19 protein-coding genes and 1 pseudogene are annotated in these 26,093 nt (G+C 73.2%); 3 read left to right on the forward strand and 17 right to left on the reverse strand.

All coding sequences use genetic code 11. From position 1 onward, the window contains the following. Positions 1-42 precede the first annotated feature (42 nt). The 9 genes from ACZ3HQ_RS09510 to bldG form a co-directional block, all read right to left on the reverse strand. Positions 43-1,248, reverse strand: a complete 1,206-nt coding sequence (locus tag ACZ3HQ_RS09510; RefSeq protein ID WP_467509136.1) for a DNA polymerase III subunit delta' — start codon at positions 1,246-1,248, stop codon at positions 43-45. A gap of 142 nt (positions 1,249-1,390) precedes the next feature. Continuing rightward, positions 1,391-4,456, reverse strand: a complete 3,066-nt coding sequence (gene tmk / locus ACZ3HQ_RS09515) for a dTMP kinase (RefSeq protein ID WP_467509137.1) — start codon at positions 4,454-4,456, stop codon at positions 1,391-1,393. Between the two features lie 185 nt (positions 4,457-4,641). Beyond that, positions 4,642-7,473, reverse strand: a complete 2,832-nt coding sequence (topA, locus tag ACZ3HQ_RS09520; protein WP_467509138.1) for a type I DNA topoisomerase — start codon at positions 7,471-7,473, stop codon at positions 4,642-4,644. A gap of 258 nt (positions 7,474-7,731) precedes the next feature. After that, positions 7,732-7,929 (reverse strand): hypothetical protein, encoded by a 198-nt coding sequence (locus ACZ3HQ_RS09525; protein WP_467509139.1) that lies wholly within the window; start codon positions 7,927-7,929, stop codon positions 7,732-7,734. Between the two features lie 267 nt (positions 7,930-8,196). After that, on the reverse strand, positions 8,197-9,717 hold the full coding sequence (locus ACZ3HQ_RS09530; RefSeq protein WP_467509140.1) for a DUF7059 domain-containing protein: 1,521 nt from the start codon (positions 9,715-9,717) through the stop codon (positions 8,197-8,199). Positions 9,718-9,780: 63 nt separating this feature from the next. Beyond that, positions 9,781-10,392, reverse strand: a complete 612-nt coding sequence (locus tag ACZ3HQ_RS09535) for a small secreted protein (RefSeq protein WP_467509141.1) — start codon at positions 10,390-10,392, stop codon at positions 9,781-9,783. Between the two features lie 185 nt (positions 10,393-10,577). After that, the gene (locus tag ACZ3HQ_RS09540; protein WP_467509142.1) at positions 10,578-12,998 is read right to left on the reverse strand and encodes a sodium-translocating pyrophosphatase; all 2,421 of its coding nucleotides are present in this window, start codon (positions 12,996-12,998) and stop codon (positions 10,578-10,580) included. Between the two features lie 341 nt (positions 12,999-13,339). Next, positions 13,340-13,777: an ATP-binding protein gene (locus ACZ3HQ_RS09545; protein ID WP_467509143.1), complete on the reverse strand. Its 438-nt coding sequence runs from the start codon at positions 13,775-13,777 to the stop codon at positions 13,340-13,342. A gap of 163 nt (positions 13,778-13,940) precedes the next feature. Further along, positions 13,941-14,282, reverse strand: a complete 342-nt coding sequence (gene bldG / locus ACZ3HQ_RS09550) for an anti-sigma factor antagonist BldG (protein ID WP_010986038.1) — start codon at positions 14,280-14,282, stop codon at positions 13,941-13,943. Between the two features lie 82 nt (positions 14,283-14,364). On the opposite strand from bldG, the gene ACZ3HQ_RS09555 reads away from it, so the two are divergent. Then, entirely contained in the window at positions 14,365-16,935 is a 2,571-nt protein-coding gene (locus ACZ3HQ_RS09555) for a DEAD/DEAH box helicase (RefSeq protein WP_467509144.1), read from the forward strand. A gap of 192 nt (positions 16,936-17,127) precedes the next feature. On the opposite strand, the pseudogene ACZ3HQ_RS09560 reads toward ACZ3HQ_RS09555, so the two are convergent. The 7 genes and pseudogenes from ACZ3HQ_RS09560 to ssd form a co-directional block, all read right to left on the reverse strand. Continuing rightward, positions 17,128-17,445, reverse strand: a pseudogene (locus tag ACZ3HQ_RS09560) (Rv3654c family TadE-like protein); the annotation flags it as partial. Continuing rightward, on the reverse strand, positions 17,442-17,780 hold the full coding sequence (locus ACZ3HQ_RS09565; RefSeq protein ID WP_467509145.1) for a TadE family type IV pilus minor pilin: 339 nt from the start codon (positions 17,778-17,780) through the stop codon (positions 17,442-17,444). The gene ACZ3HQ_RS09565 and the pseudogene ACZ3HQ_RS09560, both read right to left, overlap by 4 nt. Before the next feature lie 31 nt (positions 17,781-17,811). After that, on the reverse strand, positions 17,812-18,012 hold the full coding sequence (locus tag ACZ3HQ_RS09570) for a DUF4244 domain-containing protein (RefSeq protein ID WP_086690392.1): 201 nt from the start codon (positions 18,010-18,012) through the stop codon (positions 17,812-17,814). Between the two features lie 81 nt (positions 18,013-18,093). After that, positions 18,094-18,879, reverse strand: a complete 786-nt coding sequence (locus ACZ3HQ_RS09575; protein ID WP_467509146.1) for a type II secretion system F family protein — start codon at positions 18,877-18,879, stop codon at positions 18,094-18,096. After that, positions 18,876-19,751 (reverse strand): type II secretion system F family protein, encoded by an 876-nt coding sequence (locus ACZ3HQ_RS09580; protein ID WP_467509147.1) that lies wholly within the window; start codon positions 19,749-19,751, stop codon positions 18,876-18,878. Before ACZ3HQ_RS09580 ends, ACZ3HQ_RS09575 begins: the two co-directional genes overlap by 4 nt. Positions 19,752-20,099: 348 nt before the next feature. Further along, the gene (locus ACZ3HQ_RS09585) at positions 20,100-21,299 is read right to left on the reverse strand and encodes a TadA family conjugal transfer-associated ATPase (RefSeq protein WP_467509148.1); all 1,200 of its coding nucleotides are present in this window, start codon (positions 21,297-21,299) and stop codon (positions 20,100-20,102) included. Then, the gene (ssd, locus tag ACZ3HQ_RS09590) at positions 21,296-22,402 is read right to left on the reverse strand and encodes a septum site-determining protein Ssd (RefSeq protein ID WP_467509149.1); all 1,107 of its coding nucleotides are present in this window, start codon (positions 22,400-22,402) and stop codon (positions 21,296-21,298) included. The genes ACZ3HQ_RS09585 and ssd overlap by 4 nt, the downstream gene beginning before the upstream one ends. 581 nt (positions 22,403-22,983) lie before the next feature. Between ssd and ACZ3HQ_RS09595 the strand changes: the two genes are divergently transcribed. Beyond that, a complete protein-coding gene (locus ACZ3HQ_RS09595; RefSeq protein WP_467509150.1) occupies positions 22,984-23,814 on the forward strand; it encodes an HAD family hydrolase in 831 nt (276 codons plus the stop codon). Between the two features lie 343 nt (positions 23,815-24,157). Here the strand turns inward: ACZ3HQ_RS09595 and ACZ3HQ_RS09600 are convergent, their stop codons facing one another. Continuing rightward, a complete protein-coding gene (locus ACZ3HQ_RS09600; protein ID WP_467509151.1) occupies positions 24,158-24,982 on the reverse strand; it encodes a Fic family protein in 825 nt (274 codons plus the stop codon). A 129-nt stretch (positions 24,983-25,111) separates the two neighbouring features. Here ACZ3HQ_RS09600 and ACZ3HQ_RS09605 point away from each other — a divergent pair, with 129 nt between their 5' ends. After that, positions 25,112-26,092, forward strand: coding sequence for an ATP-binding protein (locus ACZ3HQ_RS09605; RefSeq protein WP_467509152.1), 981 nt, complete (start codon positions 25,112-25,114; stop codon positions 26,090-26,092). Position 26,093: the final 1 nt, after the last annotated feature.

Consider the following 26,093-nt stretch of genomic DNA (forward strand, 5'->3'; position numbering starts at 1 on the left):
TGAGCAACGCCCCGTGTGCCCTGCGTCCACCTTGTGGCGCGCTCACCCCGCGCGCAGGGCCATCGTCATCGCCTCCACCGCCAGCAGCGGGGCCACATTGCGGTCCAGGGCGTCGCGGCAGGCGGCGATGGCCTCGATACGGCGCAGGGTGGACTCCGGGGAGCCCGCGCCGGCGACGCGCTGGAGGGCGTCCTCGGCGTCCTCGTTGGCGATGGCCACGCGGGAGCCGAGCTGAAGGGCGAGGACGTCGCGGTAGAAGCCGGTGAGGTCGCCCAGGGCGACGTCGAGGCTGTCGCGCTGGGTGCGGGTGCGGCGCCGCTTCTGCGTGTCCTCCAGGTCCTTCATCACCCCGGCCGTGCCGCGCGGCAGCCGTCCGCCCTGGGCGGCGCCGAGCGCGGCCTTCAGCTCGTCGGTCTCCTTGCCGTCCATCTCCTCGGCAAGCTGCTTGGCGTCCTCGGCGGCGGCGTCGACCAGCTCCTGGGCCGCCTTGAGGCAGCCGCCGACCTCCTCGACGCGCAGCGGCAGCTTCAGCACCGAGGCACGGCGGCGGCGGGCCTCCGGGTCGGTGGCCAGGCGCCGGGCGCGGTCGACGTGCCCCTGCGTGGCGCGGGCGGCGGCCGCGGCGACCTCGGGCTCGACGCCGTCGCGGCGCACCAGCATGTCGGCGACGGCCGCGACGGGCGGGGTGCGCAGGTTCAGGTGGCGGCAGCGGGAGCGGATGGTCGGCAGCACGTCCTCGATGGAGGGCGCGCACAGCAGCCAGACGGTGCGCGGGGCGGGCTCCTCGACGGCCTTCAGCACGGCGTTGGCCGACTTCTCGTTCAGCCGCTCGGCGTCCTCGACCAGGATGATCTGCCAGCGGCCGGTCGCCGGGCTGGTGTACGACTTGCGGACCGTGTCCCGCATGTCCTTGACCAGGATCTCCGCGCCCACGGCCGCGACCGAGGACACGTCCGCGTGGGTGCCGAGCAGCGCGGTGTGGCAGCCGTCGCAGAAGCCGCAGCCGGGGGTACCGCCGAGGGCGCGGTCGGGGCTGACGCACTGGAGGGCGGCGGCGAAGGCGCGCGCCGCCTGATTGCGGCCCGCGCCGGGCGGGCCGGTGAACAGCCAGGCGTGGGTCATCTTCGACGTCTCGGGCGGCGGCTGGTCGGCCGCGGCGGCGGTGACGAGCGCGTCGGCGTCCCGCGCGGCCGCCTCCAGCGCCGCGCTCACCTTCTCCTGCCCGACGAGGTCGTCCCAGACGCTCATGGGTCACGCCGCCCTTTCCGTCACTTCGTGTTCCGTCGTCCATTGTGCGGGGAGCCACCGACAGTGCCGCCCGCACGGCGAAGGGCGGCGCCCTCCGTGACGCCGAAGCGCCCGGTGGACACCGCCCCCTGGTTCCGCCCGCCTAGCCGCGCCGGCCCCGGCCGCGCCGGCCGCCGTCGTCGTGCTCGTCGTAGGACCCGAGGAGTTCGTCCGCGAGCGACGGCAGGTCGTCCAGCGGGGTCTCCTCGGCCCAGTCGGGGCGCGGGCGGCGGGGCTTGCCGTCTGCGCCGAGCTGCGGGATCTCGCGGGTGCGGTCCTCGTCGTCCCGGACGGGCGGCAGGACGGCCGTCTCCTCGGCGGGGTTCACCGGAGGCAGTACGGCGGTCTCGTCGGCGTCCCGGTCGGAGAACCTCGGCAGCAGCGCCGTCTCGTCCGCCGCGCCCTGCGGGGCGGGCGGCTGCGGCAGCTCGGCCGTCACCTCGGACTCGGAGCCGCCGTCGCGCACCGGGCGCAGCACTGCCGTGTCGTCGCCCGCGCGGGGCGCCGGGGCGTCCGGGACGGGACGCTCGCGCTCGGACGGCTTGCGGGCCGCGGTGTCGGCCGCCGCGGCGGCCTCGGCCGCGCGCCTGCGGGCCTCCTCGGCGCGCAGCAGCGCTTCCTCCGCCTTGCGCTGCTTCTCCAGGCGCAGGGCCTCGGCCTCGGCGCGCTGCCGGGCCTCCTCCTCGGCCTGCTTGCGGCGCCGCTCCTCCTCGGCCCTGCGGCGGGCCTCCTCCTCGGCGCGGGCCTTCTCCTCGGCGAGGAGACGCTGACGCTCCTCCTCGGCACGGCGGTGCGCCTCCTCGGCACGGCGCCGGGCCTCCTCCTCCTGCCGCTCGGCCTCGCGGCGCTGCGCCTCCTCCAGCTCGCGGCGCTTGCGCTCCTCCTCCTCGGCACGCAGCCGGGCGAGCTGCTCGGCGCGCTCGCGCGCCACCCGCTCCTCCTCGGCCTTGCGGGCGGCCTCGATCTCGGCCTTGCGGCGGGCCTCCTCCTCGGCCTGCTTCCGTGCCTCCTCCTGGGCCTTGATCTCGGCCTCGGAGAGCGGCAGCACGGTGTCGAGCCGGTGCCGGATCACGCTGGTGACGCCCTCGGGCTCCTGGCCCGCGTCCACGACCAGGTAGCGGCCGGGGTCGGCGGCGGCCAGGGTGAGGAAACCGGACCGCACGCGCGCGTGGAACTCGGCCGGCTCGGACTCCAGCCGGTCCGGCGCCTCGGTGAAGCGCTCCCGCGCGACCTCCGGCGGCACGTCCAGCAGGACGGTCAGGTGCGGGACGAGACCGCCGGTGGCCCAGCGGTTGATGCGGGCGATCTCCGTCGGCGACAGATCCCGCCCGGCGCCCTGGTAGGCGACGGAGGAGTCGATGTACCGGTCCGAGATGACGACCGCGCCACGCTCCAGGGCGGGGCGTACGACGGTGTCGACGTGCTCGGCGCGGTCGGCGGCGTACAGCAGCGCCTCCGCGCGGTGCGACAGGCCGGCCTCGGACACGTCCAGCAGGATCGAGCGGAGCCGCTTGCCCACCGGGGTGGCGCCGGGCTCACGGGTCAGGACGACCTCGTGGCCCTTGGCACGGACCCACTCGGCGAGCGCCTCGGCCTGGGTGGACTTGCCCGCGCCGTCGCCGCCCTCCAGGGAGATGAAGAAACCGTTCCCCGCAGGGGCGGTGACCGGGTCGTCGCCGCCGAGCAGGGCGTCCTTGATGTCCTGGCGCAGCGGAATGCCGGAGCGGTCGTCGACCTTGGCGAGGACCAGCACGGCCACCGGGAGCAGCAGCGCGCCGACCAGCATCAGGGTGAACGAGGCACCGCCGTGCGCGAAGACGAAGCGGCCGTTCTCCAGCCGGTGGCGGCCGATGAGCCCGGCGACGACCGGGGCGATCAGCGCGCCGAGCGCCATGAAGACCCGGACGACGGCGTGCAGGTGCTCGGTGATCCGGGCGCGGCGGGATTCCTCGGTCTCCTGGTCGAGCAGGGCGTGCCCGGTGTTGGCGGAGATGCCCGCGCCGACACCGGCGAGGGTGAGGATCAGCAGGACGGTGGTGACGTCCGGGACGAGTCCGGCGGCCAGCAGGGCGATGCCGGTGAGCGCGATGGACAGGGCGAGCAGCCGGCGCCGGGACAGCGAGGGCAGCAGCGCGGGCGCGGTGCGGATGCCCACGCCGACACCGCCGGTCAGGCCCAGCACCAGCAGGCCGTAGAGCACCGGGCCGCCGCCCAGGTCGGAGGCGTGCAGCACGCACACCGCGACGGCGGCGGAGATGGCCCCGGCCACGGCGGCGCAGGCGACGACCAGCAGCAGGACGGCGCCCGTGCGGCCCTTGTCCACACCGGTGCCGGAGCGCGGACGGCGCAGGCCCTCCAGCGGGGAGCGCGGGCGCGGGGTGCGCGTGCCGGGCAGCTTCAGGGCGGTCAGCACGGACACCGAGGCGGCGAACAGGCCGGCCGCGACATAGGCCGCGAGGGCCGCGTGGTGCTGGTCGAACCAGGCGATGCCGGTGCCCAGCAGGTTGTTGAACAGGGAGGCGGTGACCAGGGCGGCGGCGGCCAGCGGCAGCGCCACGAAGCCGGTACGCAGCGACAGGCGGCGCAGCGCGTCCAGGTGGTCCGGCAGCGGCCGCACCGACGCGCCCTCCGGGGGCGGGGCGGGCAGCAGCGCGGGGGCCGCGCTCTCCCGGCACACCGTCCACAGCCGCTCGGCGATGCCGGTGACGAAGGCGGTGGCCAGCAGGACGGTCAGGGCGTTGCCCGGCGTCCAGTCGATCCACAGGGGCGCCACGACCAGCAGCGCGGCCCGCACACCGTCGGCGCCGACCATGGTCCAGCGCCGGTCGAGCGGGCCGTCGGGGGCGGTGAGCGTGGTCAGCGGGCCGAGCAGGACGGCACCGAAGAGCACGGTGGCCAGCACCCGGGCCCCGAAGACCGTCGCCACTGCGAACGCCGCGCCCCGGTAGCCCCCGCCGAGGGAGCCCTGGGTGACGGCCGCCTGGAGGACCAGCACCACCAGCACGAGCAGCGCGAGGGCGTCACCGACGCCGCTCACGAGCTGCGCGCTCCAGAGGCGGCGCAGGTCGGGTCGGCGCAGCAGTGAACGGACGGCGCGCTCGCGGGAATCCGCGACGAGGGCGTCGTCCTGTGCTGGGTTGGGGGCCGTTGGCTGCTCGGCTCGCGTCATGCGTTCAGCCTATCCGCAGCCACCCACCCCCATGCCCCCGTTGTCCCCACCCCTTCCCTGACCCTCACGCCTTGATCCCTTAAGGGGCGCACGCCGGAGCGCGGAACACCCCGGTCCGAGGCCGGTACCGGGGTGTTCGCAAACGCGGAAGCGCGTGAGGGAGAGGCGAGGGGAGAGGCGAGGGATCAGTCCTCCGCGCCGGAGCCCGTCGCCTTGGCCGACGTGGTCTTCTTGGCGGTCGTCTTCTTCGCCGTGGTCTTCTTGGCGGCCGTCGTCGTCTTCTTGGCCGCCGTCTTCTTGGCGGCGGTCTTCTTCGCCGGGGCCGCCTTCTTCGCGGTGGCCTTCTTCGCCGTCTTCTTGGCGGGCCCCTTCGCCCGCTTCTCGGCGAGCAGCTCGAAGCCGCGCTCCGGGGTGATCTCCTCCACACTGTCGCCGGAGCGCAGTGTGGCGTTGGTCTCCCCGTCGGTGACGTACGGACCGAAGCGGCCGTCCTTGACCACGACCGGCTTGCCGGAGACCGGGTCCTCGCCCAGCTCCTTCAGCGGCGGCTTGGCCGCGGCCCGGCCACGCTGCTTGGGCTGGGCGTAGATCGCCAGCGCCTCCTCCAGCGTGATCGTGAAGAGCTGCTCCTCGGCCGTGAGCGAGCGCGAGTCCGTGCCCTTCTTCAGGTACGGGCCGTAGCGGCCGTTCCGCGCGGTGATCTCGACGCCCTCGGCGTCCGTGCCGACCACGCGGGGCAGCGACATCAGCTTCAGGGCGTCATCGAGCGTGACCGTGTCGAGGGCCATGGACTTGAACAGCGAGGCCGTGCGCGGCTTGACCGCGTTCTTGCCGGTCTTCGGGGTGCCCTCAGGGAGCACCTCGGTGACGTAGGGGCCGTAGCGGCCGTCCTTGGCGATGATCTGGTGGCCGCTGACCGGGTCGGTGCCCAGCTCGAAGTCGCCGCTGGGCTTGGCCAGCAGTTCCTCGGCCAGCTCGACGGTCAGCTCGTCCGGCGCCAGGTCCTCGGGGACGTCCGCGCGCTGGTGCTGCTCGGTGTCCTTCTCGCCCCGCTCGATGTACGGGCCGTAGCGGCCGACGCGCAGCACGATGCCGTCGCCGACCGGGAAGGAGGAGACCTCGCGGGCGTCGATCGCGCCCAGGTCGGTGACCAGTTCCTTCAGGCCGCCGAGGTGGTCGCCGTCGCCGTTGCCCGCGTCCGCTGCGGCGCCGGTGTGCAGGCCCTCGCCGAAGTAGAAGCGCCTGAGCCACGGCACGGACTGGGCCTCGCCGCGCGCGATGCGGTCGAGGTCGTCCTCCATGCGGGCGGTGAAGTCGTAGTCGACGAGCCGGCCGAAGTGCTTCTCCAGCAGGTTGACCACGGCGAAGGACAGGAAGGACGGCACCAGGGCCGTGCCCTTCTTGAAGACGTAGCCGCGGTCCAGGATGGTGCCGATGATCGACGCGTAGGTCGACGGGCGGCCGATCTCGCGCTCCTCCAGCTCCTTGACCAGGGACGCCTCGGTGTAGCGGGCCGGGGCCTTGGTGGCGTGGCCGTCGACCGTGATCTCGTCGGCGGCCAGCGGGTCGCCCTCGGAGACCTGGGGCAGCCGGCGCTCGCGGTCGTCCAGCTCCGCGTTCGGGTCGTCGGCGCCCTCGACGTACGCCTTGAGGAAGCCGTGGAAGGTGATCGTCTTGCCGGAGGCGCTGAACTCGACGTCCCGGCCGTCGGCGGAGGTGCCGCCGATCTTGACGGTCACGCTGTTGCCGGTCGCGTCCTTCATCTGGGAGGCGACGGTGCGCTTCCAGATCAGCTCGTACAGCTTGAACTGGTCGCCGGTCAGGCCGGTCTCGGCGGGGGTGCGGAAGCGGTCGCCGGAGGGGCGGATCGCCTCGTGCGCCTCCTGCGCGTTCTTGACCTTGCCCGCGTAGGAGCGCGGCTGCGGCGGGAGGTAGTCGGCGCCGTACAACTGCGTGACCTGGGCGCGGGCGGCGCCGATGGCCGTCTCGCTCAGCGTCGTGGAGTCCGTACGCATGTAGGTGATGTAGCCGTTCTCGTACAGCTTCTGGGCGACCTGCATGGTCGCCTTCGCGCCGAAGCCGAGCTTGCGGCTGGCCTCCTGCTGGAGGGTCGTCGTACGGAACGGGGCGTACGGCGAGCGGCGGTACGGCTTGGACTCCACCGAGCGCACGGAGAACCGGGTGGTCTCCAGGGCGGCGGCGAGCGCGCGGGCGTTCGCCTCGTCGAGGTGGAGGGTGTTGGCGCTCTTGAGCCGGCCCAGGGAGTCGAAGTCGCGGCCCTGGGCGACACGCCGGCCGTCGACGCTCTGGAGGCGGGCGACCAGCGAGGACGGGTCCGAGACGTCGCCCGCGCGGCCGGTGGCGAAGGTGCCGGTCAGGTCCCAGTACTCGGCGGAGCGGAAGGCGATGCGCTCGCGCTCGCGCTCCACGATGAGCCGGGTGGCGACGGACTGGACGCGGCCCGCCGACAGCTTCGGCATGACCTTCTTCCACAGGACCGGCGAGACCTCGTAGCCGTAGAGGCGGTCGAGGATGCGGCGGGTCTCCTGGGCGTCGACCAGCTTCTTGTTCAGCTCGCGCGGGTTGGCGACGGCCTCGCGGATCGCGTCCTTGGTGATCTCGTGGAAGACCATCCGCTTGACGGGGATCTTCGGCTTGAGGACCTCCTGGAGGTGCCAGGCGATGGCCTCGCCCTCGCGGTCCTCATCGGTGGCGAGGAAGAGCTCGACGGAGTCCTTCATCAGGTCCCGGAGCTTCTTGACCTGCGCCTTCTTGTCCGCGTTGATGACATAGATCGGCGCGAAGTCGTGTTCCACGTCCACACCGAGGCGGCGGACCTCACCGGTGTACTTCTCCGGCACCTCCGCGGCGCCGGAGGGAAGGTCCCGGATGTGCCCGACGCTCGCCTCGACTACGTATCCGGGGCCGAGGTAGCCCTTGATCGTCTTCGCCTTGGCAGGCGACTCGACGATGACGAGTCGGCGGCCGCCCTGTGCGGTCTCGCTGGTCGGGGACAACTTCGCTCTTCTCTCCGGTCGGCGCTGGGGTCGCCCCCGGGCGCTCGTCCCTGGGGTCGCGGCGTGCGGTGGCTGGTGTGACGCTGCGGAGTGTGACGGTACATCCCGCCCCCGTGTCAAACGGGAAAAGCCCACAACGGCCACTCGAACGGTAACCCGACTACCGCCATTCCTGCCGCCCGGAGTACCCGCCAAGCGTTCGGCCCATGCCCGGAGCCCTCCGCTCCGGCCGCTGCCGCACCCGCCCGGCCGGCGGGGTCAGGGGCGCGTGAGGCAGTACGCGGCCAGTCCCAGCGAGACGAGCGCGGCGGCCGCCGCGAGCACCGCCGACGCGACCCGGCTCACACCGACGGCGACCGGTTCGGCGCGGCGCACCCGCACCCCGGTCCACACCATCAGAGCCCCTCCGAACAGGGCGAACACCGCTCCCGCGAACACCGCCGGCACGCTCTCCATGATCCGTCCGCCCCTCCCGCGCGCCCGGCGCGGTCCGCAACTCTCCAGCGCGGGGAGGCTGCCACGCCCGGTGAACGGCGGGGCGACGGCGGAGTGAACGGACGGGGCGGCGCACGCGGGCGGACGGCCGGCGCAGAACGTTTTCCGGCCGTTTTACCCACACGGCCGGTGCCCCCGGCATACGACGATGATCCGCCCGCCCGTCCACCGGCCCGGGTACGCCGGGTACGACAGTCGGATCAGCCGACGGGTCCGACCCGGTGCAGCTCAGTCCAGCGGCTCCAGGAAGCCCTGCTCCACCAGCAGCCGGATCTGCGCGGGCGTGCGGTCGCGCAGCACCACGGGGTCCTCGCCGACGAGCTGGGCGATGGCGTCCAGGATGACGCCCGCGCTCAGCGAGCCGTCGCACACGCCCGCGAAACCCGCGCCGATGGTGTCCACCTTCGTCGCCCGGCGCATGCCCCGGTGCTGACGGAGCACCACATGCTCGGGGTCCTCGGCGCCGGGCAGGCCGACCTGCTCCTGCACGACCTCGGCGGCGAGCTTGAAGTGGCCCTCCAGCAGGGCCGCGTCGTCGTGCGCGCGCAGGTGGTCGACGCGCTCGAAGTGGTCCCGGATGGTGTCGCCGAGCGGCTGCTCGACCGGGTGCGGCCACTCCTCCACGGTGACGGAGGGCTCGGCCGAGCCGGTGCGGCGCAGGGTGATCCAGCCGAAGCCGACCGCCCTCACCTTGCGCGCCTCGAACTCGTCCAGCCACGCGTCGTACCGCGACTGGTACTCCGCCACGTCCTCGCGGTGGTCCCCGGCGTCCCTGAGCCACAGCTCGGCGTACTGCGTGATGTCCTGGACCTCGCGCTGCACGATCCACGCGTCGCACCCGCGCGGCACCCAGGAGCGCACCCGGTCCTGCCAGTCCTCCCCCTCCACGTGCTGCCAGTTGGCGAGGAACTGCGCGAACCCGCCCTCGTTCAGCCTGTCCCCCGCCTGCTGAACGAGCGAGCGGCACAGATCGTCCCCGCTCATCCCGCCGTCGCGGTAGGTGAGCCGGGCGCCGGGCGAGATGACGAAGGGCGGGTTGGACACGATCAGGTCGAACGTCTCGTCGTCCGGGACCGGTTCGAACAGCGAGCCCTCGCGCAGGGTGGCGGCGGGCGCGCCGGAGAGGGCGAGGGTGAGCGCGGTGATGTGCAGGGCGCGCGGGTTGAGGTCGGTGGCGGTGACCCGGGTCGCGTGCCGGGAGGCGTGCAGCGCCTGGATGCCGGAGCCGGTGCCGAGGTCGAGCGCGGCGGCGACGGGGGTGCGCACGGTGATGCCGGCCAGTGTGGTGGAGGCGCCGCCCACGCCGAGGACCACGTCCTCGTCCCGGCTGCCGATGCCGCCCGCCCCGCCGACCGCGCAGCCGAGGTCGGACACGATGAACCAGTCCTCGCCGTCGGGCCCGCCGTAGGGGCGGACGTCGACGGTGGCGGCCAGTTCGTCGCCGCCCACCGGCGCGAGCCAGCCGGCCTCCACCGCGTCCTCGACCGGCAGGACGTCCGTCAGGCGGGCGCGGGGCACCGGCTGCTGGAGCAGGAACAGCCGCACCAGGGCCTCAAGCGGCGTGTCGCCGCGGGTCGCGCGCAGGGCGGGCACGGTCTCGCTGCGGGCGAGCGCCGCGTAGGCGGGGGCGCCGAGCAGGTCGAGGAGGCCGTCCGCGGTGAAGGAGGCGGACAGCAGGGCGTCGCGCAGGCGGGCGGCAGCCTCGGGCCGGTCGGTGGCGGGCAGGGGGGCGGAGCCGGAGTCAGTCACGGTCCCATTGTGGCCCGACGTGCCGCGCCGGGGCCGCCGCGACGGCCGTCCGCCCGGGCGCGGTCAGCTCTTGGCGGCGGGCGGTGCCGAGGCGGAGACCTTGCAGCTCTGCTGCTCGGCGATGGCCTCCTTGACGTCGCCCTGCTCCAGACGCTTCAGCGCCTCGGTACCGCTGCTGCTCTGGCGGCCGATCTCCTTGGTCTGGTCGGCGACCTCGTGCAGGCCCTTGGCGAACTTGCCCTGGTCCTTGGTGTCCAGGCCGTCGACCTTCTTCTTCAGCTCGCCGTAGGAGGTGGCCAGGCTGTTGAGGTTCCTCACCGCGTCCTGCTGCCGCTTGGCCCCGCCGTCGACCCCGGGGGGAGCGCCGGCGCCGTCGATGGCGGTGGCGATGGCCTTGTAGCCGTCGGACATGTCCTGGAACGCCTGCGCGTACGTCTCCTTGGCCGTCTTCGGCGGGAGGTCGCTGTCGCTGGCGATCTTGGCGATCCCGGCGTTGGCCGCCTTGATCTTGGTGTACTGCGCGGGCACCGCGTCGCACACCTTCTTCGCCCAGACACCCAGCTTGGGGTCGGGGCCGCCGCCGTCGCTGCCGCATCCCGTCAGCGCCGTTATCAGTACCGCGCCGCCGGACAGGGCGGCCGCGAGCTTCTTGTTCACCGGATCGGTCCCTTCCATGGCTATCGGCCACCGGAATCTACACGGCGGAACGAGACCATCCACACGACCGATGTCCTATAAGCGGACTTTTGCGGTGCTTCGCACCATGCGAGAGAAGGCTCACGGCCGACAGCCCTCCCCACAGCACACGGACGGGCGGCGACGCGTCAGCCCGCGCCGTCCGCCCGCCCGTTGACCCCTGCCTACGGAACCACCGCCGGGGGCGTGGAGTTGGGGACCTCTCCGGCGTCCTCGTCCTCGTCCCCGACCGCGATCCCGCGCCGCTTGGACACGTACACCGCGACGACGATCACCAGCAGCGCGAACACCGCGACCAGGACGCGGACAAGCATGCTGCTGCTGCCTCCGTAGGAGAACTTGATCACGGCGGGAGCGATGAGCAGGGCGACCAGGTTCATCACCTTCAGCAGCGGGTTGATCGCCGGGCCCGCGGTGTCCTTGAAGGGGTCGCCGACCGTGTCGCCGATCACCGTGGCCGCGTGGGCGTCGCTGCCCTTGCCGCCGTGGTGGCCGTCCTCCACCAGCTTCTTGGCGTTGTCCCAGGCACCGCCGGAGTTGGCGAGGAACACCGCCATCAGCGTGCCCGCGCCGATCGCGCCGGCCAGGAAGGCTCCGAGGGCGCCGACGCCGAGGGTGAACCCGATGAAGATCGGCGCCATCACGGCGAGCAGTCCGGGCGTGGCCAGCTCGCGCAGGGCGTCACGGGTGCAGATGTCGACCACCCGGCCGTACTCGGGCTTCTCCGTGTAGTCCATGATCCCCGGCCGCTCGCGGAACTGCCGCCGCACCTCGAAGACCACGGAACCGGCCGACCGCGACACGGCGTTGATGGCGAGTCCGGAGAAGAGGAAGACGACGGCCGCGCCCGCGATCAGGCCGACCAGGTTGTTGGGCTGGGAGATGTCCATCGACAGGGTCAGCGGCGAGCCCGGCCCGCTGAGGCGCTCCCCCACGTCCGCGACGCCGGTGGTGATCGCGTCCCGGTACGAGCCGAAGAGGGCCGCGGCCGCGAGGACGGCGGTGGCGATGGCGATGCCCTTGGTGATGGCCTTGGTCGTGTTGCCGACCGCGTCCAGGTCGGTGAGCACCTGCGCGCCGGCGCCCTCCACGTCCGAGGACATCTCGGCGATGCCCTGCGCGTTGTCGGAGACCGGGCCGAAGGTGTCCATGGCCACGATCACCCCGACCGTGGTCAGCAGCCCGGTCCCGGCGAGCGCCACCGCGAACAGCGCCAGCATGATCGAGGTGCCGCCGAGCAGGAACGCCCCGTACACGCTGAGGCCGATCAGCAGCGCGGTGTAGACGGCGGACTCCAGGCCCAGCGAGATGCCGGAGAGGACGACGGTCGCCGGGCCGGTGAGCGAGGTGCGGCCGACGTCGCGGACCGGGCGGCGGGTGGTCTCGGTGAAGTAGCCGGTGAGCTGCTGGATGACGGCGGCGAGCAGGATGCCGATGGCCACGGCGACCAGCGCCAGCACCCGGGGGTCGCCGTCCTTGCCGCTGACCGCCGCGTCGGTCACCCCGGCCAGCTCGGAGTAGCGGGCGGGCAGATAGACGTAGACGGCGATCGCGACCAGTGCCAGGGAGATCACGGCCGAGACGAAGAAGCCCCGGTTGATGGCGCTCATCCCGCTGCGGTCGGCCCGGCGCGGGGCGACGGCGAAGATCCCGATCATCGCGGTGACGACCCCGATGGCCGGGACCAGGAGCGGGAAGGCGAGCCCGGCGTCGCCGAAGGCGGTCTTGCCGAGGATCAGCGCGGCCACCAGGGTGACGGCGTACGACTCGAAGAGGTCGGCCGCCATGCCCGCGCAGTCCCCGACGTTGTCGCCCACGTTGTCCGCGATGGTCGCGGCGTTGCGCGGGTCGTCCTCCGGGATGCCCTGCTCGACCTTGCCGACCAGATCCGCGCCGACATCGGCGGCCTTGGTGAAGATGCCGCCGCCGACTCGCATGAACATGGCGATCAGGGCGGCGCCCAGGCCGAATCCCTCCAGCACCTTGGGCGCGTCGGCCGCGTAGACCAGCACCACGCAGGAGGCGCCGAAGAGGCCGAGGCCCACGGTGAACATGCCGACCACGCCGCCGGTGCGAAATGCGATCTTCATCGCTTTGTGCGAGACGACGGTGAGATCCTTTTCCGCCTCACCCTCCCCCGGAGTCGCCTCCCGGGCCGCCGCGGCGACGCGCACATTGCTGCGTACGGCGAGCCACATGCCGATATAGCCGGTGGCCGCCGAGAATGCCGCGCCGATCAGGAAGAACACCGATCGTCCGGCCCGCTGATTCCAGTCGTCCGCGGGAAGCAGCAGAAGCAGGAAGAACACCACGACGGCGAAAATGCCGAGGGTGCGCAACTGCCGGGCCAGATACGCCTTCGCGCCTTCCTGGACCGCCTCCGCGATCTCCCGCATACGTGCGGTGCCCTCGCCCGCCGACAGCACCTGGCGCACCAGGACGCCCGCAACGACCAGCGCCGCAAGGGCGACCGCCGCGATCACGGCGACCAGGGCGCGGTTGCCGTCGGTCAGGACGACGGCCGCGAGGGACGCGGAGTTGGATGCGGAGTGACCCGCCTGACCAGGGATGAGAAGCCCCGCCATTCGTCCTCCTTGACGCTTGGACCGAGCTCAAGCTGTGGACGGACTTGTAGCTGCCCGATGGTGATCCCGACCGGCACGGTAAACAGAATTGCCCGCCCCCAACCCTTTAGCAAACGAGCGAGTGGAGGACCAGAGCACGGAACCCGGACGGAGTAATACCCCTGAGGCATTTAAAATCGCGCCTTCCCCGGCGCGATCTGCGGAAGTCTCCGGTCGTGAATTCCTTCACGTATTCGGGGCGGCCGACGGTTCGGCCGAAAGTGGCCGGAACGACTCGAGGGGCCCTGCGGTGCAGGGCCCCTCGGAAGTCGTTCGGCGCGTGGTCTTCTGGATCAGTCCTTCTAGATCAGCACGGACGGCGGCGGGACGGTCGGCCAGGACATGCGGATCAGTCCGCCGTTCTCGCCGGTGGTGACCTGGACGTCGTCCACGAGGCCGCTGATGACCGCGAGGCCCATCTCGTCCTCCTCGGCCTCCACGTCGGCGTCGGCGGCCGCGCCGCCCGCCACCCGCTCGGCGGGCACGGTGTGCGGAGCTTCGTCGCCGACCTCGATGGAGAAGAGCTTCTCCTCCTCGATCAGCGCGACCTTGACCGGCGCGGTGATGCCCACGCTCTGGTGGAGTCCGACCGCGCGGGAGCACGCTTCACCGACCGCGAGGCGGACCTCGTCGAGTACGGCCTCGTCCACTCCGGCCCTGCGCGCCACCGCGGCCGCCACCAGACGGGCGGTCCGGACGTGCTCGGGCAGCGCGCTGAAGCGGAGTTCGACGGTGGCCATGCATCCCCCTCGCGTACTACGGGCGTGCGGTGCGGGGCCGGGGCTGCCTGAAGCCCGCACCCCCACGATGAAACTTCCGCGCCCCGGACCGCTGCGGGACCGAGGCGGAGTCGACCGGCGCCCGGACCGTCAGAACGGCCCGGACCCGGCGGTACGACTCTGGTCAGTCGGTGGCAGCCACCGCTTCCTCGACCGAGGTGTGGATCGGGAACACCTTGGTGAGGCCGGTGATACGGAAAATCTTCAGAATGCGCTCCTGGTTGCAGACCAGACGGAGCGAGCCCTCATGGGCGCGCACCCGCTTCAGGCCACCGACCAGCACGCCGAGCCCGGTGGAGTCGAGGAAGTCCACGCCCTCCATGTCGACGACGAGGTGGAAATTGCCGTCGTTCACCAGCTCGACCAACTGCTCGCGCAGCTTGGGCGCGGTGTACACATCGATTTCGCCACCGACCTCGACGACCGTACGATCGCCGACGGTACGGGTCGACAGGGACAGGTCCACGAATCCTCCAGCACCTTGCTATCGAGCGGTCGCCCCTCGGGACATCCCGGCTTACGGCCCTTGGAACACTTCGCCAGCCGCCATGGCATTCAATCACTTACCGGCAGGTGTGCACGACGCCTTGGCTCCATTGTCCGTCAAGCCGGTGACACACTCGGTGCCGATGGCCAAGAATCACCGACCCGATCACCCCCAGCCGGACCCGGCGTCCCGCCCGTCTCCGGAGACGGTTCTGCACCGGCTCGCCTCCGGTCCGAGCAGGTCCGCGCGCATCACTCATACGGAGCACTTGCCCCCGCGTGCGGGCCGTCATGCCGTCTGGCCGGACCGGATTCGGGCCGAGGTGATCGCGGCGGTCCGGGAGCGCGGGATCGAGCACCCCTGGGCCCACCAGGCGATCGCCGCCGAGCACGCCCTGGACGGCGACTCCGTCGTGGTCGCCACCGGCACCGCCTCCGGCAAGTCCCTGGCCTATCTGATGCCGGTGCTGTCCGCCCTCCTGGACGGCTCCGAGGCCCCGAACGGCCGGGGCGCCACCGCCCTGTACCTCTCCCCGACCAAGGCCCTGGCCGCCGACCAGTGCCGGGCGGTACGGGAACTCGCCGCGCCCCTGGGCAACGCGGTGCGCCCCGCGGTCTACGACGGCGACACCCCGTTCGAGGAACGCGAGTGGGTCCGGCAGTACGCCAACTACGTCCTGACCAACCCGGACATGCTGCACCGGGGCGTCCTGCCCTCCCACCCCCGCTGGTCCTCCTTCCTGAAGTCGCTCAAGTACGTCGTCATCGACGAGTGCCACACCTACCGGGGCGTCTTCGGCTCGCATGTCGCCCAGGTGCTGCGCCGGCTGCGCAGACTGTGCGCCCGCTACGGCGCGTCGCCCGTCTTCCTGCTGGCCTCCGCCACGGCCGCGGAGCCCTCGGTGGCCGCCCGCCGGCTGACCGGACTGCCGGTGGTCGAGGTCGCCGACGACGCCTCCCCGCGCGGCGAACTCGTCTTCGCCCTCTGGGAGCCCCCGCTCACCGAGCTGCACGGCGAGAAGGGCGCCCCGGTGCGCCGCACCGCCACGGCCGAGACCGCCGACCTGCTGACCGACCTCACCGTGCAGGGCGTGCGCTCGGTCGCCTTCGTCCGCTCCCGGCGCGGCGCCGAGCTGATCTCGGTCATCGCGCAGGAGCGGCTCGCCGAGGTCGACCGCTCCCTGGTCCGGCGTGTCGCCGCGTATCGGGGCGGTTACCTGCCCGAGGAACGCCGCGCCCTGGAACGCGCCCTGCACTCCGGCGACCTGCTCGGGCTGGCCGCCACCACCGCCCTGGAGCTGGGCGTGGACATCTCCGGTCTGGACGCGGTGGTGATCGCCGGCTATCCGGGCACCCGCGCCTCCCTGTGGCAGCAGGCGGGCCGCGCCGGGCGCTCCGGGCAGGGCGCGCTGGCGGTCCTGGTGGCCCGCGACGACCCCCTGGACACCTACCTCGTCCACCACCCGGAGGCCCTGTTCGACCGCCCGGTGGAGTCCACGGTCCTGGACCCGGACAACCCCTACGTCCTCGCCCCGCACCTGTGCGCGGCCGCCGCGGAGATCCCGCTGACCGAGGCCGACCTGGAACTCTTCGGTCCGGTCAGCGCCGATGTGCTGGGCCAACTGGAGGCCGCCAAACTGCTGCGCCGCCGCACCCGGGCCTGGCACTGGACACGCCGGGAGCGTGCCGCCGACCTGACCGACATCCGGGGCACCGGCGGGCCTCCGGTGCAGATCGTGGAGGAGGGCACCGGGCGCCTGCTCGGCACGGTCGACGCGGAGGCCGCGCACTCCGCCGTCCACGAGGGCGCGGTCCATCTCCACCAGGGCCGCTCCTACCTGGTGCGCTCGCTCGACCTGAAGGACTCCGTCGCCCTGGTCGAGCAGGCCGACCCGCCGTATTCCACCGCCGCCCGCGACACCACGTCCATCGCCGTCCTGGAGACGGAGACGGAGATCCCGTGGGGCTCCGGCCGCCTCTGTCTCGGCTCGGTCGAGGTCACCAACCAAGTGGTCTCCTTCCTGCGCAGACGCCTGATCACCGGTGAGGTGATGGGCGAGACGAAACTCGATCTCCCTCCGCGTACGCTCCGCACCCGCGCGGTGTGGTGGACGGTCACCGAGGACCAGCTCGACGAGGCCCGGATCAACCCGGAGATCCTCGGCGGCGCCCTGCACGCCGCCGAGCACGCCTCGATCGGCATGCTGCCCCTCTTCGCCACCTGTGACCGTTGGGACATCGGCGGAGTCTCGGTCCCGCTGCACCCCGACACGCTGCTCCCCACGGTCTTCGTCTACGACGGCCACCCCGGCGGGGCGGGCTTCGCCGAGCGCGCCTTCCACACCGCCCGCGCCTGGCTGACGGCCACCCGCGAGGCCATCGCCTCCTGCGAGTGCGAGGCCGGCTGCCCGTCCTGCATCCAGTCCCCCAAGTGCGGCAACGGCAACGAGCCGCTGCACAAGCGGGGGGCGGTGCGGCTGCTCACGACGCTGCTGCGGGGGGCACCGGCGGAGGCCGACGGTAGCGGAGCGGGGGCGCCGGAGGAGGCGGAGGCCGACGGTAGCGGGGCGGGGGCGCCGGAGGAGGCGGAGGCCGACGAGGCCGGGGCGTTCGGGGAGGGCGAGCCGACCTAGGGGCCGGGGGCCTGCGACGCGGGTGCCGGGGTCGCGGGTGGCGGGGTAGCGGGTGGCGGGGTAGCGGGTAGCGGGTGGCGGGGTCGCGGGTGGCGGGGTAGCGGGTGGCGGGGTCGCGGGTGGCGGGGTCGCGGGTGCCTGCGATATGGGGGCAGGGGCCCTCGCGTCCGGCGGTTCAGGAGGCCCCGCCCTGGCCCGTACCTCCGCCGCGAACGGCCCGTGTCCCGACCCCGCGCTCACGTCCGAGGTCTCGCCGGTGATCGCGCACCGCACCAGCCGCGCGCCCTGCGCCGACGCCACCCGGCGACCCGCCGCGCACGCCGCCTCCGCGCCCTCGGCCCAGTGGTCCGCCGCGGCGAGCGCCGCCAGATCGGCCGCGCCCGCCGCCCGGTGCCGTACGACGACCGCGTGCCCCAGCCCGAGCACGGCGCCGAACACCACGCACAGCAGGGCGATCACCCCGAGGCTCCAGACGGTGGCGGAACCCCGGTCACCGTCCCGGCATCTCATGGCCCCTCCTCTCCGGCCCCCACCGCCTCCTCGGCGGCGGCCACGGCCTCCTCCCGTACCTCGAACGGCAGCCCCGTCAGCACCGGCGGCTTCGCCACCACCGTCACGCGGACCTGCTCGCCCTCGCGGACGACGCCGACCGTCGCCCCGCTCGGCGCCGCCTCTTCGGCCAGCCGGACCACCGCGTCGGGCGGGTCCTGGCGGGCGGCGGCCCGTGCCCCGGTGCGGGCGGCGTCCACGCACTGGATCTGGGCGGCCACGGCGAGCAGCCCCCAGACCAGCGCCATGGTGAACGCCACCAGCACCGACAGCACCACGGCCGCCTCCGCGGTCACGAACCCCCGGTCCGCACCCCGTTCACATGGTTCACATGCGCGCACTGAGCGCTCGTTTCACGATGCCCTGGAGTTCCGCCTTGACCTGGCCGCTGGTGACGACCTCGTAGAGCAGCAAGGCGAAGCCGACCGCCGCGATGATCCCCATGGCGTACTCGGAGGTCACCATTCCGGCGTCCTTGCGGCACCGTTCCCGTAGCAGCGCCCATGCCCTGCCGGCCTTCTCACGCATCTCACGTTCCTTTCGCTGAAGCTTGGTTGTCGTTGTCGCTGTCGTTGTCGTTGTCGTTGTCGTGCACGTCGGTCCGGTCGGTCAGGGCCCACCTCCTCCCATCGCGCCGCCCGCGAGGCCGATCACCACGGGCAGGACGCCGACCGCGATGAAGGCAGGGAGGAAACACAGCCCGACCGGCGCCGAGATCAGTACGGCCGCCCTGCGGGCCCGGACCGTGGCCGCCCGTATCGACTCCGCCCGGGCGTCCGAGGCGAGCCGGGCCACGGGTTCGGCCGCCGGGAGCCCGGACCGGTCGGCCCGCTCCAGCAGACGGGACAGAACTCCTGCGCCGGGCAGGGCAGCCAACCGGGCCCAGGCGTCCGCCGGTTCACCACCGAGGCGGGCCTCCGCCGCACCCCGCGCCAGCGCGTCGCCGACCGGGCCACCGAGCGCCTCTCCCACTGCCTGGGCGGCGACCACCGGTCCCGCCCCGGCCTCGATGCACGCGGCCAGCAGCTCAGCCGCGAGCGGGAGTTGGCGAGCCGCGGCGGCCGTGTCCGGCTCTGCCGCAGGCTGTGCCGCCGCCCGGCGCTCCTGCCACCGCCACAGCGCCACACCGGCCCCGAGGCCCAACAGCGCTCCGAAGACCCCACCGACCACCGCCCACGCCCCGCACCCCACCCCGGCCACCGGCAGCCACTTCCGGGCCGCGTCGGCGACCGCGAGGGAGCGGCCGGCCTGGGGCGGCTCCACCGCCAGCAGCCCCGCCAACCTCCGCCTGGCCCGGCGCCGTTGCCGCACCGAGTCCAGCCGGTGAGACGCCCAGCCGAGGGCGACGACCGTCCCCATGGCCACCCCCAGGCTGTGGACGACATCCCCGTTCATGCCGCCTCAGCTCCCCGCACGATCCGCGCCGCCCACCACACCCCGGCGCCCTCGAACACCGCTCCCGCCACCAGACAGCCCAGCCCGGCCCCTGTGTGCAGCAGCACCCGGAGTGGATCGGCACCCATGGCCGCGCCCAGCAGCAGGCCGAACAGGGGCAGCACCGCCAGCAGCAGGGCCGTGGCCCGGGCGCCGGACAACTGGGCTCTCAGGTCGGCACGTTGGTCCCGTTCCGCGCGCAGGGCGCCGTCCAGCCGGTCGAGACCGGCCGCCAGGCCCGCCCCCTGGACCACCGCCACCCGCCAGCAGGCGGCCAGCCCCAGCAGTCCCTCGGCGCCCGGCTGACGGGCCGCCACGGCGAGGGCGCCCGGCACATCGCCCCCGAACCGCGCCGCCGCGATCGCGGCCGCCTGCCCCTCACCCAGGCCCCCGGAGTCCCGCTCGGCCCGCAACAGGGCCTCGCCGGGCTGCTGGCCGGCGCGGACCTCCCCGGCAAGCACCCCGCACAGGGCGATCACCGCGTCCGCCCGGTGTTCCCGCACGAGCCGGGCCCGCCGCGCCTTCCCCACCCGGCGCAGCACCGGCACCCCAGCGGCCCCCGCCAGCACCGGGATGACCGAAGCCCCCAGCAGGGCCAGCACCACCCCGGCCACGAGCGACCACCACTCGGCGCCGACGCGGTCGTGCAACCGCCGCAGTTCACCGAGGCCCCGCTCCCAGGGCGTCGGCCCGGGGTCCACCGCCCCACCGCCCGCAAACAGCAACCGCGCCCGCCGCACCCCCTGATGGTGGGCGTTCACCACCCAGGCCCCACCCCCCACGCAGGCCAGCACCGCGCCCAGCACCGTCTCTCCCAACCCGACGTCAGCCATCACAGACCCCCTCACTCCGGCCGTCCGGCGGCCGCCGCAGATCACCGAGACCCCGCCCCGAAGGCGACGGCCCGGGGTCCACCACCCCGCCACCCGCGAACAGCAGCCGCGAGCTCAGCACCCAGGCCACGCCGCCAGCACCGGCCAGCCCCGTCTCTCCCAACCCGACGTCAGCCATCGCAAGCCCCCTCACCCCGGCCGTACAACCGCCGCACTTCACCGACGCCCCGCTCCCAGGGCGATCGCCCCGCGAGCAACAACCGCGCCCGCCGCATCCCTTGGTGCCGGGTGTTCAGCAGCCAGGCGGCACCCCCGGCGCCGGCCAGCCCCGTCTCTCCCACACCGACATCACCCATCGCCGCCCCCCTCGCTCCCAGCCCCGTCGGACAGCAGCCCCCCCAGCCGCTCCCACCCCCGCTCCGGCACGAAGGCCCGCTCGCCCCACCGCAGCGCCGGTACCGTGCGCACCAGCCCCGAGGGGGCGCGCTCCAGGACGTGGATCTCCGCGATGCGGCGCCGCCCGGCACGGTCCCGCACCAGGTGGATCACCACCGAGAGCGCGGCCGCCAACTGGCTGTGCAGTGCGGCCCGGTCGAGGCCGGCCGCCGTGCCCAGCGCCTCCAGGCGGGCCGGGACGTCGGCGGCCGCGTTGGCGTGCACGGTGCCGCAGCCGCCTTCGTGACCGGTGTTGAGCGCGGCCAGCAGATGCACCACCTCGGGGCCGCGCACCTCCCCGACGACCAGCCGGTCGGGCCGCATCCGCAGCGCCTGCCGGACCAGGTCCTCCAGCGTGACCAGCCCGGCGCCCTCCTGGTTCGCGGGCCGGGTCTCCAGCCGGACGACATGCGGATGGTCGGGCCGCAGCTCGGCCGAGTCCTCGGCCAGCACGATCCGCTCACCGGGACCCACCAGCCCGAGCAGCGCGCTCAGCAACGTCGTCTTGCCGGTGCCGGTTCCGCCGCTGACCAGGAAGGACAGCCGGGCCCCCATCAACGCCCGCAACAGCCCCTCCCCGCCCGGTGGCAGCGTGCCCGCGCGGGCCAGCTCGCCGAGGGTGAAGGCGCGAGGCCGGACCACGCGCAGGGACAGGCAGGTGCAGCCGACCGCCACCGGGGGCAGTACCGCGTGCAGCCGGGTCCCGTCGGGAAGGCGGGCGTCGGCCCAGGGCCGGGCGTCGTCCAGGCGGCGTCCGGCGACGGCGGCCAGCCGTTGCGCGAGCCGTCGGACCGCCGGGGCGTCCGGGAAGGTGACCGGGGTCAGTTCCAGGCCGCCGCCCCGGTCGACCCACACCCGGTCCGGCGCGGTGACCAGCACATCGGTGACGCTCGGGTCGGCCAGCAGCGGCTCCAGCGGGCCGGAGCCGACGAGTTCGGAGCGCAGATGCTCGGCCGCGCCCAGGACCTCGGCGTCGCCCAGCACCCGGCCCTGTTGGCGCAGCGCCTGCGCCACGCGCGCCGGGGTGGGTTCGGCGCCGCTCTCGGCGAGGGTGCGCCGCACGCCGTCGAGGAGGGCGGCGCCATCGGCCAGGTCGAGTCCGGGAAGTGTCATCGGGGGTCTCCCGACTCGGGCAGGGCCTGCTCCCAGAAGGCGGTGCAGAACCGGGACAGCGGGCCGCGTCCGGTCGCGCCGGGCGGTCTGGCGGTCCCCCGGGGCCGCAGCAGCGCGGGCTCGACGGGGACCGTGCCGATCAACGGCAGCCCGAGCAGCCGGGCCACCTCGGCCTCGTCCAGTCCCGGCCCGTACGGTCCCCGGACCGCGACCCGCAGGTCCCGCACGACCGTGCCCAGGGCGGAGGCGACCCGGCCGGCGGCCGCCAGGGCGCGCAGCTCGGCCGGGACGACGAGCACCGCCATGTCGAGCTGGGCCAGGGCTTCCGCGACCCCGTCGTCCAGGCGGCGCGGAAGGTCGACGACCACCGTGCCCCCGCGTCGCCGGGCGGCGGCCAGCACCGCGCGGACGGCCTGGGGCGGCACGGACACGCAGTCGCCCCGGTCCCAGCTCAGTACGCGCAGCGCGTGCAGTTCGGGCAGCGATTCCTCCAGGGCGCCCCCGCCGACTCTGCCGCGGGAGGCGGCGAAGGCGGGCCAGCGCAGCCCTTCGGCGGTCTCGCCGCCGAGGAGCACGTCGAGTCCGCCGCCGAGCGGGTCGGCGTCCACCAACAGGGTGCGCAGGCCCTGGTGGGCCGAGGTGACGGCGAGGGCGCAGGCCAGGGTGGAGGCACCGGCGCCGCCCCGGCCGCCGATGACGCCGACGGTGAGGGCGGGTCGGCCGACGCCCTCGGCCACGTCGGCGATGCGGTCGATGAGCCACTGCTCGCCGTCGGGCAGCATCAGCACATGGTCGGCGCCGATCCCGACCGCGCGTTTCCACACGTCCGGGTCGTCCTGGTCCCGGCCGACCAGGACCACTCCGCGCCGCCGCCCGGCTCCGCGCACCCGGCGGGCGGCGTCGTCCCCGACCAGGACGAGTGGCGCGCCGTCCCATCCCCCGCCGTGGTCCGGGACGCCGTGGTGGACCTCCGGTGTGGCGCCGGCCGCCGCGCACAGGCGCAGCAGATCGTCCAGGAGCGCCGCGTCCTCGGTGACGATGAGCGGCCGTCCCGGTCGTCCGGCCATGGCCGACGGCGGATCGTGCGCGACGGGTCCGGTCATGGTGTTCCCCCTTCACTGCGACTTCCGCGCGGCTCTCTCCGCCGCGCGATTGCTGAAGATGTGGAGAACCGGTAAAGGTCTCCATATGAACGGCCGACAGAAACCGGCCAAAGGCACTCCGCATTGCGATCCGGCCATGAACGGACCCGGATCAGGAGCGCTGGAATCACGATGGGGGGAACCGCGAAATCGTGTGGATCTTGGTCAAAAACTGTGGACGGCGGAGCGCCTGTGAATAACTTCGTCACTCATACCGGTGACGTCGGCACGCACTGTGTACGAGTTTCCGAGCGCACCCTGATGATTACCCTACGTAATTAAGCATGGGCATGACGAAAGGGCGGCCACAGCCGCCCGATGCCGGTTCAGGGCCGACCCAAGAGGGGGTGAAAACGCATCCGGACATGCGACGACCCCCGCCGGGGGGGAGAGCGGGGGTCGTCCCCACGGTCGACTCGGGGGGGGGGAGGAGTCGAACCGGGGTTAGCACGGTCGCGAACGATCCGTGACTTCCATGGTGTACCCGAGAGGCTTCTCAGGCAAACCCACACGCCCCACCTTACGCCGAATGGTGGGCGCCTATGCTCATGGACGTGGAAAACCACTCCTTGCCTCGCGCAGCGGCCTTCTTCGACCTGGACAAGACGGTCATTGCGAAGTCCAGCACGCTCACCTTCAGCAAGTCCTTCTACCAAGGCGGACTGATCAACCGCAGAGCGGCCTTGCGCACCGCATATGCCCAGTTCGTCTTCCTGGCCGGCGGTTTGGACCATGACCAGATGGAGCGCATGCGGGAGTACCTCTCCGCGCTCTGCCGGGGCTGGAACGTGCGCCAGGTCCGCGAGATCGTGGCCGAGACCCTGCACGACCTGATCGACCCGATCATCTACGACGAGGCCGCCTCCCTGATCGAGGAGCACCACACCGCGGGCCGGGACGTCGTGATCGTGTCCACGTCGGGCGCGGAGGTCGTGGAGCCCATCGGCGAACTGCTCGGCGCCGACCGGGTGGTGGCCACCCGCCTGGTGGTCGGCGAGGACGGCTGCTTCACCGGCGAGGTGGAGTACTACGCGTACGGCCCCACCAAGGCCGAGGCGATCCGCGAGCTGGCCGCCTCCGAGGGGTACGACCTCGACCGCAGCTTCGCCTACAGCGACTCGGCCACCGACCTGCCGATGCTCCAGGCCGTCGGCCACCCGCACGCCGTCAACCCCGACCGCGCGCTGCGCCGGGAGGCCGTCTCCCGCGGCTGGCCGGTGCTGGAGTTCCAGAAGCCGGTGCGGCTCAAGCAGCGCCTGCCCTCACTCCACGCACCCCGCCCGGCGGTCGTCGCGGCGGCGGCACTGGGCGCGGCGGCCGCGACCGCCGGACTCGTCTGGTACGCCAGCAAGCGCCGGGGCGCGACCGTCTGAACGACTCCCCAGCCCGCCCGATTCGCACCGGTTCGATGGCAAAGGTAAAGAAAAGCGGGCAGGGGTTTCGCTCGTCACGAGGTTGCAGTACAAAGGATTCACGGCCTGCGGGACCTGAGGACATCCGAGAGGATTCCCTACCACTACGCATCTGGGCCCCACGGACCTCGCATGAACACTGGGCACCCACGCGACGTCGGACCGTCGATTACGGGCCTGCTGCACCAGGGCCGGGCAAAGACCCCGACCTGATGAGCAACATATCGAGGACGCTTGGTAACCCGGTGAACATGCCAGCGGCGGTACGAGGACACCTCGTACCGCCGCAGCCCTGTTCGAGGGGTCAGGCCGCTCCGCGCTGGAGGGCCTCGCAGACCGCCGTCGACTCGCGTGCGCCCAGCTCGACCGCGCGTCCGCAGTGGGCGATCCAGGCCGCCATGCCGTCGGGGGTGCCGGAGACGTATCCGTCGAGCGCGGCGAGGTAGGAGGCGCGGCCCAGTTCGGCGTGGCCGACCTCGGCCGGGCACACCGACTTCGGGTCCAGACCGCTGCCGATCAGGACGATCCGCTCGGCCGTGCGCGCCACCAGCCCGTTGTGGGAGGTGAAGGGGCGCAGCGCGAGGATCTCGCCGTGCACCACGGCGGCCGTCACCAGGGCGGACGCGGAGGACCCGGCGATGATCAGTTCCGCGAGGCCGTCCAGGCGTCCGGACACCTCCGGGGCGTCCGGCAGCGGCAGCTCGATGAGGGGCTCGTCGGCGAGTTCGCCCGCCTGGCGGGGCCGGCCGACCTCGTCGGTGTCGCTCGCGGCGGCCACCATGTGCAGTCGGGCCAGCACCCGCAGCGGGGACTGCCGCCAGATGGACAGCAGTTGCCCGGCCTCGGCGGTGAGCCGGAGGGCCGCGCCCATGACGCGCGCCTCGTCGCCGGTGCTGAAGTCGGTGCGGCGCCGCACCTCCTCCAGGGCCCAGTCGGCGCCGGAGAGCGCCGCCGAGCCGCGGGCGCCGCGCAGGGCCGCCTCGGAGGTGATGGCGTTACTGCGACGGCGCATGATCCGGTGTCCGTACACCCGGTCCACGGCCTTGCGCACGGACTCCACGGAGTCGGCCACGCCGGGCAGCGAGCCCAGGGCCGCGAGGGGATCTGCGGTCGCTCCTGTCGTACTCATGAGGTCGACCCTACGCGCCCGCGCGTTTCGCCGACCGTCACCCCTTGTTCGGCTCTCACACCCCTCGAAGGAGTGACGTTCAGCTTCTTCCTGGTACATACAGCTACGAGCTGACTACCCTTGGTGAACATGAAAATTGCTTTCGTCGGGAAGGGCGGCAGCGGCAAGACCACGCTCTCCTCCCTCTTCGTCCGCCACCTCGCCGCCGCCGGAGCCCCGGTGGTCGCCATCGACGCGGACATCAACCAGCACCTCGGACCCGCCCTCGGCCTCGACGAGGACCAGGCGGCGGCGCTGCCCGCGATGGGCGACCGGCTGCCGCTGATCAAGGACCATCTGCGCGGCACCAACCCGCGCATCGCCTCGGCCGAGACGATGATCAAGACCACCCCGCCCGGCTCGGGCTCGCGGCTGGTCCGGATCAGCGAGCCCGACGCGATCTACGACGCCTGCGCGCGTCCGGTGGAACTCGACGGCGGCGCGGTTCGTCTGATGGTCACCGGCCCCTTCACCGACGCCGATCTGGGCGTCGCCTGCTACCACTCCAAGACCGGAGCGGTGGAGCTGTTCCTGAACCACCTCGTCGACGGCCCCGGCGAGTACGTGGTGGTCGACATGACCGCCGGCTCGGACTCCTTCGCCTCCGGCATGTTCACCCGCTTCGACATGACGTTCCTCGTCGCCGAGCCGACCCGGAAGGGGGTCTCCGTCTACCGCCAGTACAAGGAGTACGCCCGTGACTTCGGCGTCACCCTGAAGGTCGTCGGCAACAAGGTCCAGGGGCCGGACGACGTCGACTTCCTGCGCGAGGAGGTCGGGGACGACCTGCTGGTGACGGTCGGACACTCGGACTGGGTGCGCGCCATGGAGAAGGGGCGCCCGCCGCGCTTCGGCCTGCTGGAGGACGGCAATGTCCGCGCCCTGGAGACGCTCCGGGCGGCCGCCGACGCCACCTACAAGCTGCGGGACTGGGAGCGGTACACCCGGCAGATGGTCCACTTCCATCTGCGCAACGCCCAGTCGTGGGGCAACGAGCGCACCGGGGCCGACCTGGCGGCGCAGATCGACCCCGGCTTCGTGCTCGGCGAGAGCGTGGCGGCTCCCGCCTGAC

The organism is Streptomyces sp. NPDC018263, from assembly GCF_055562575.1.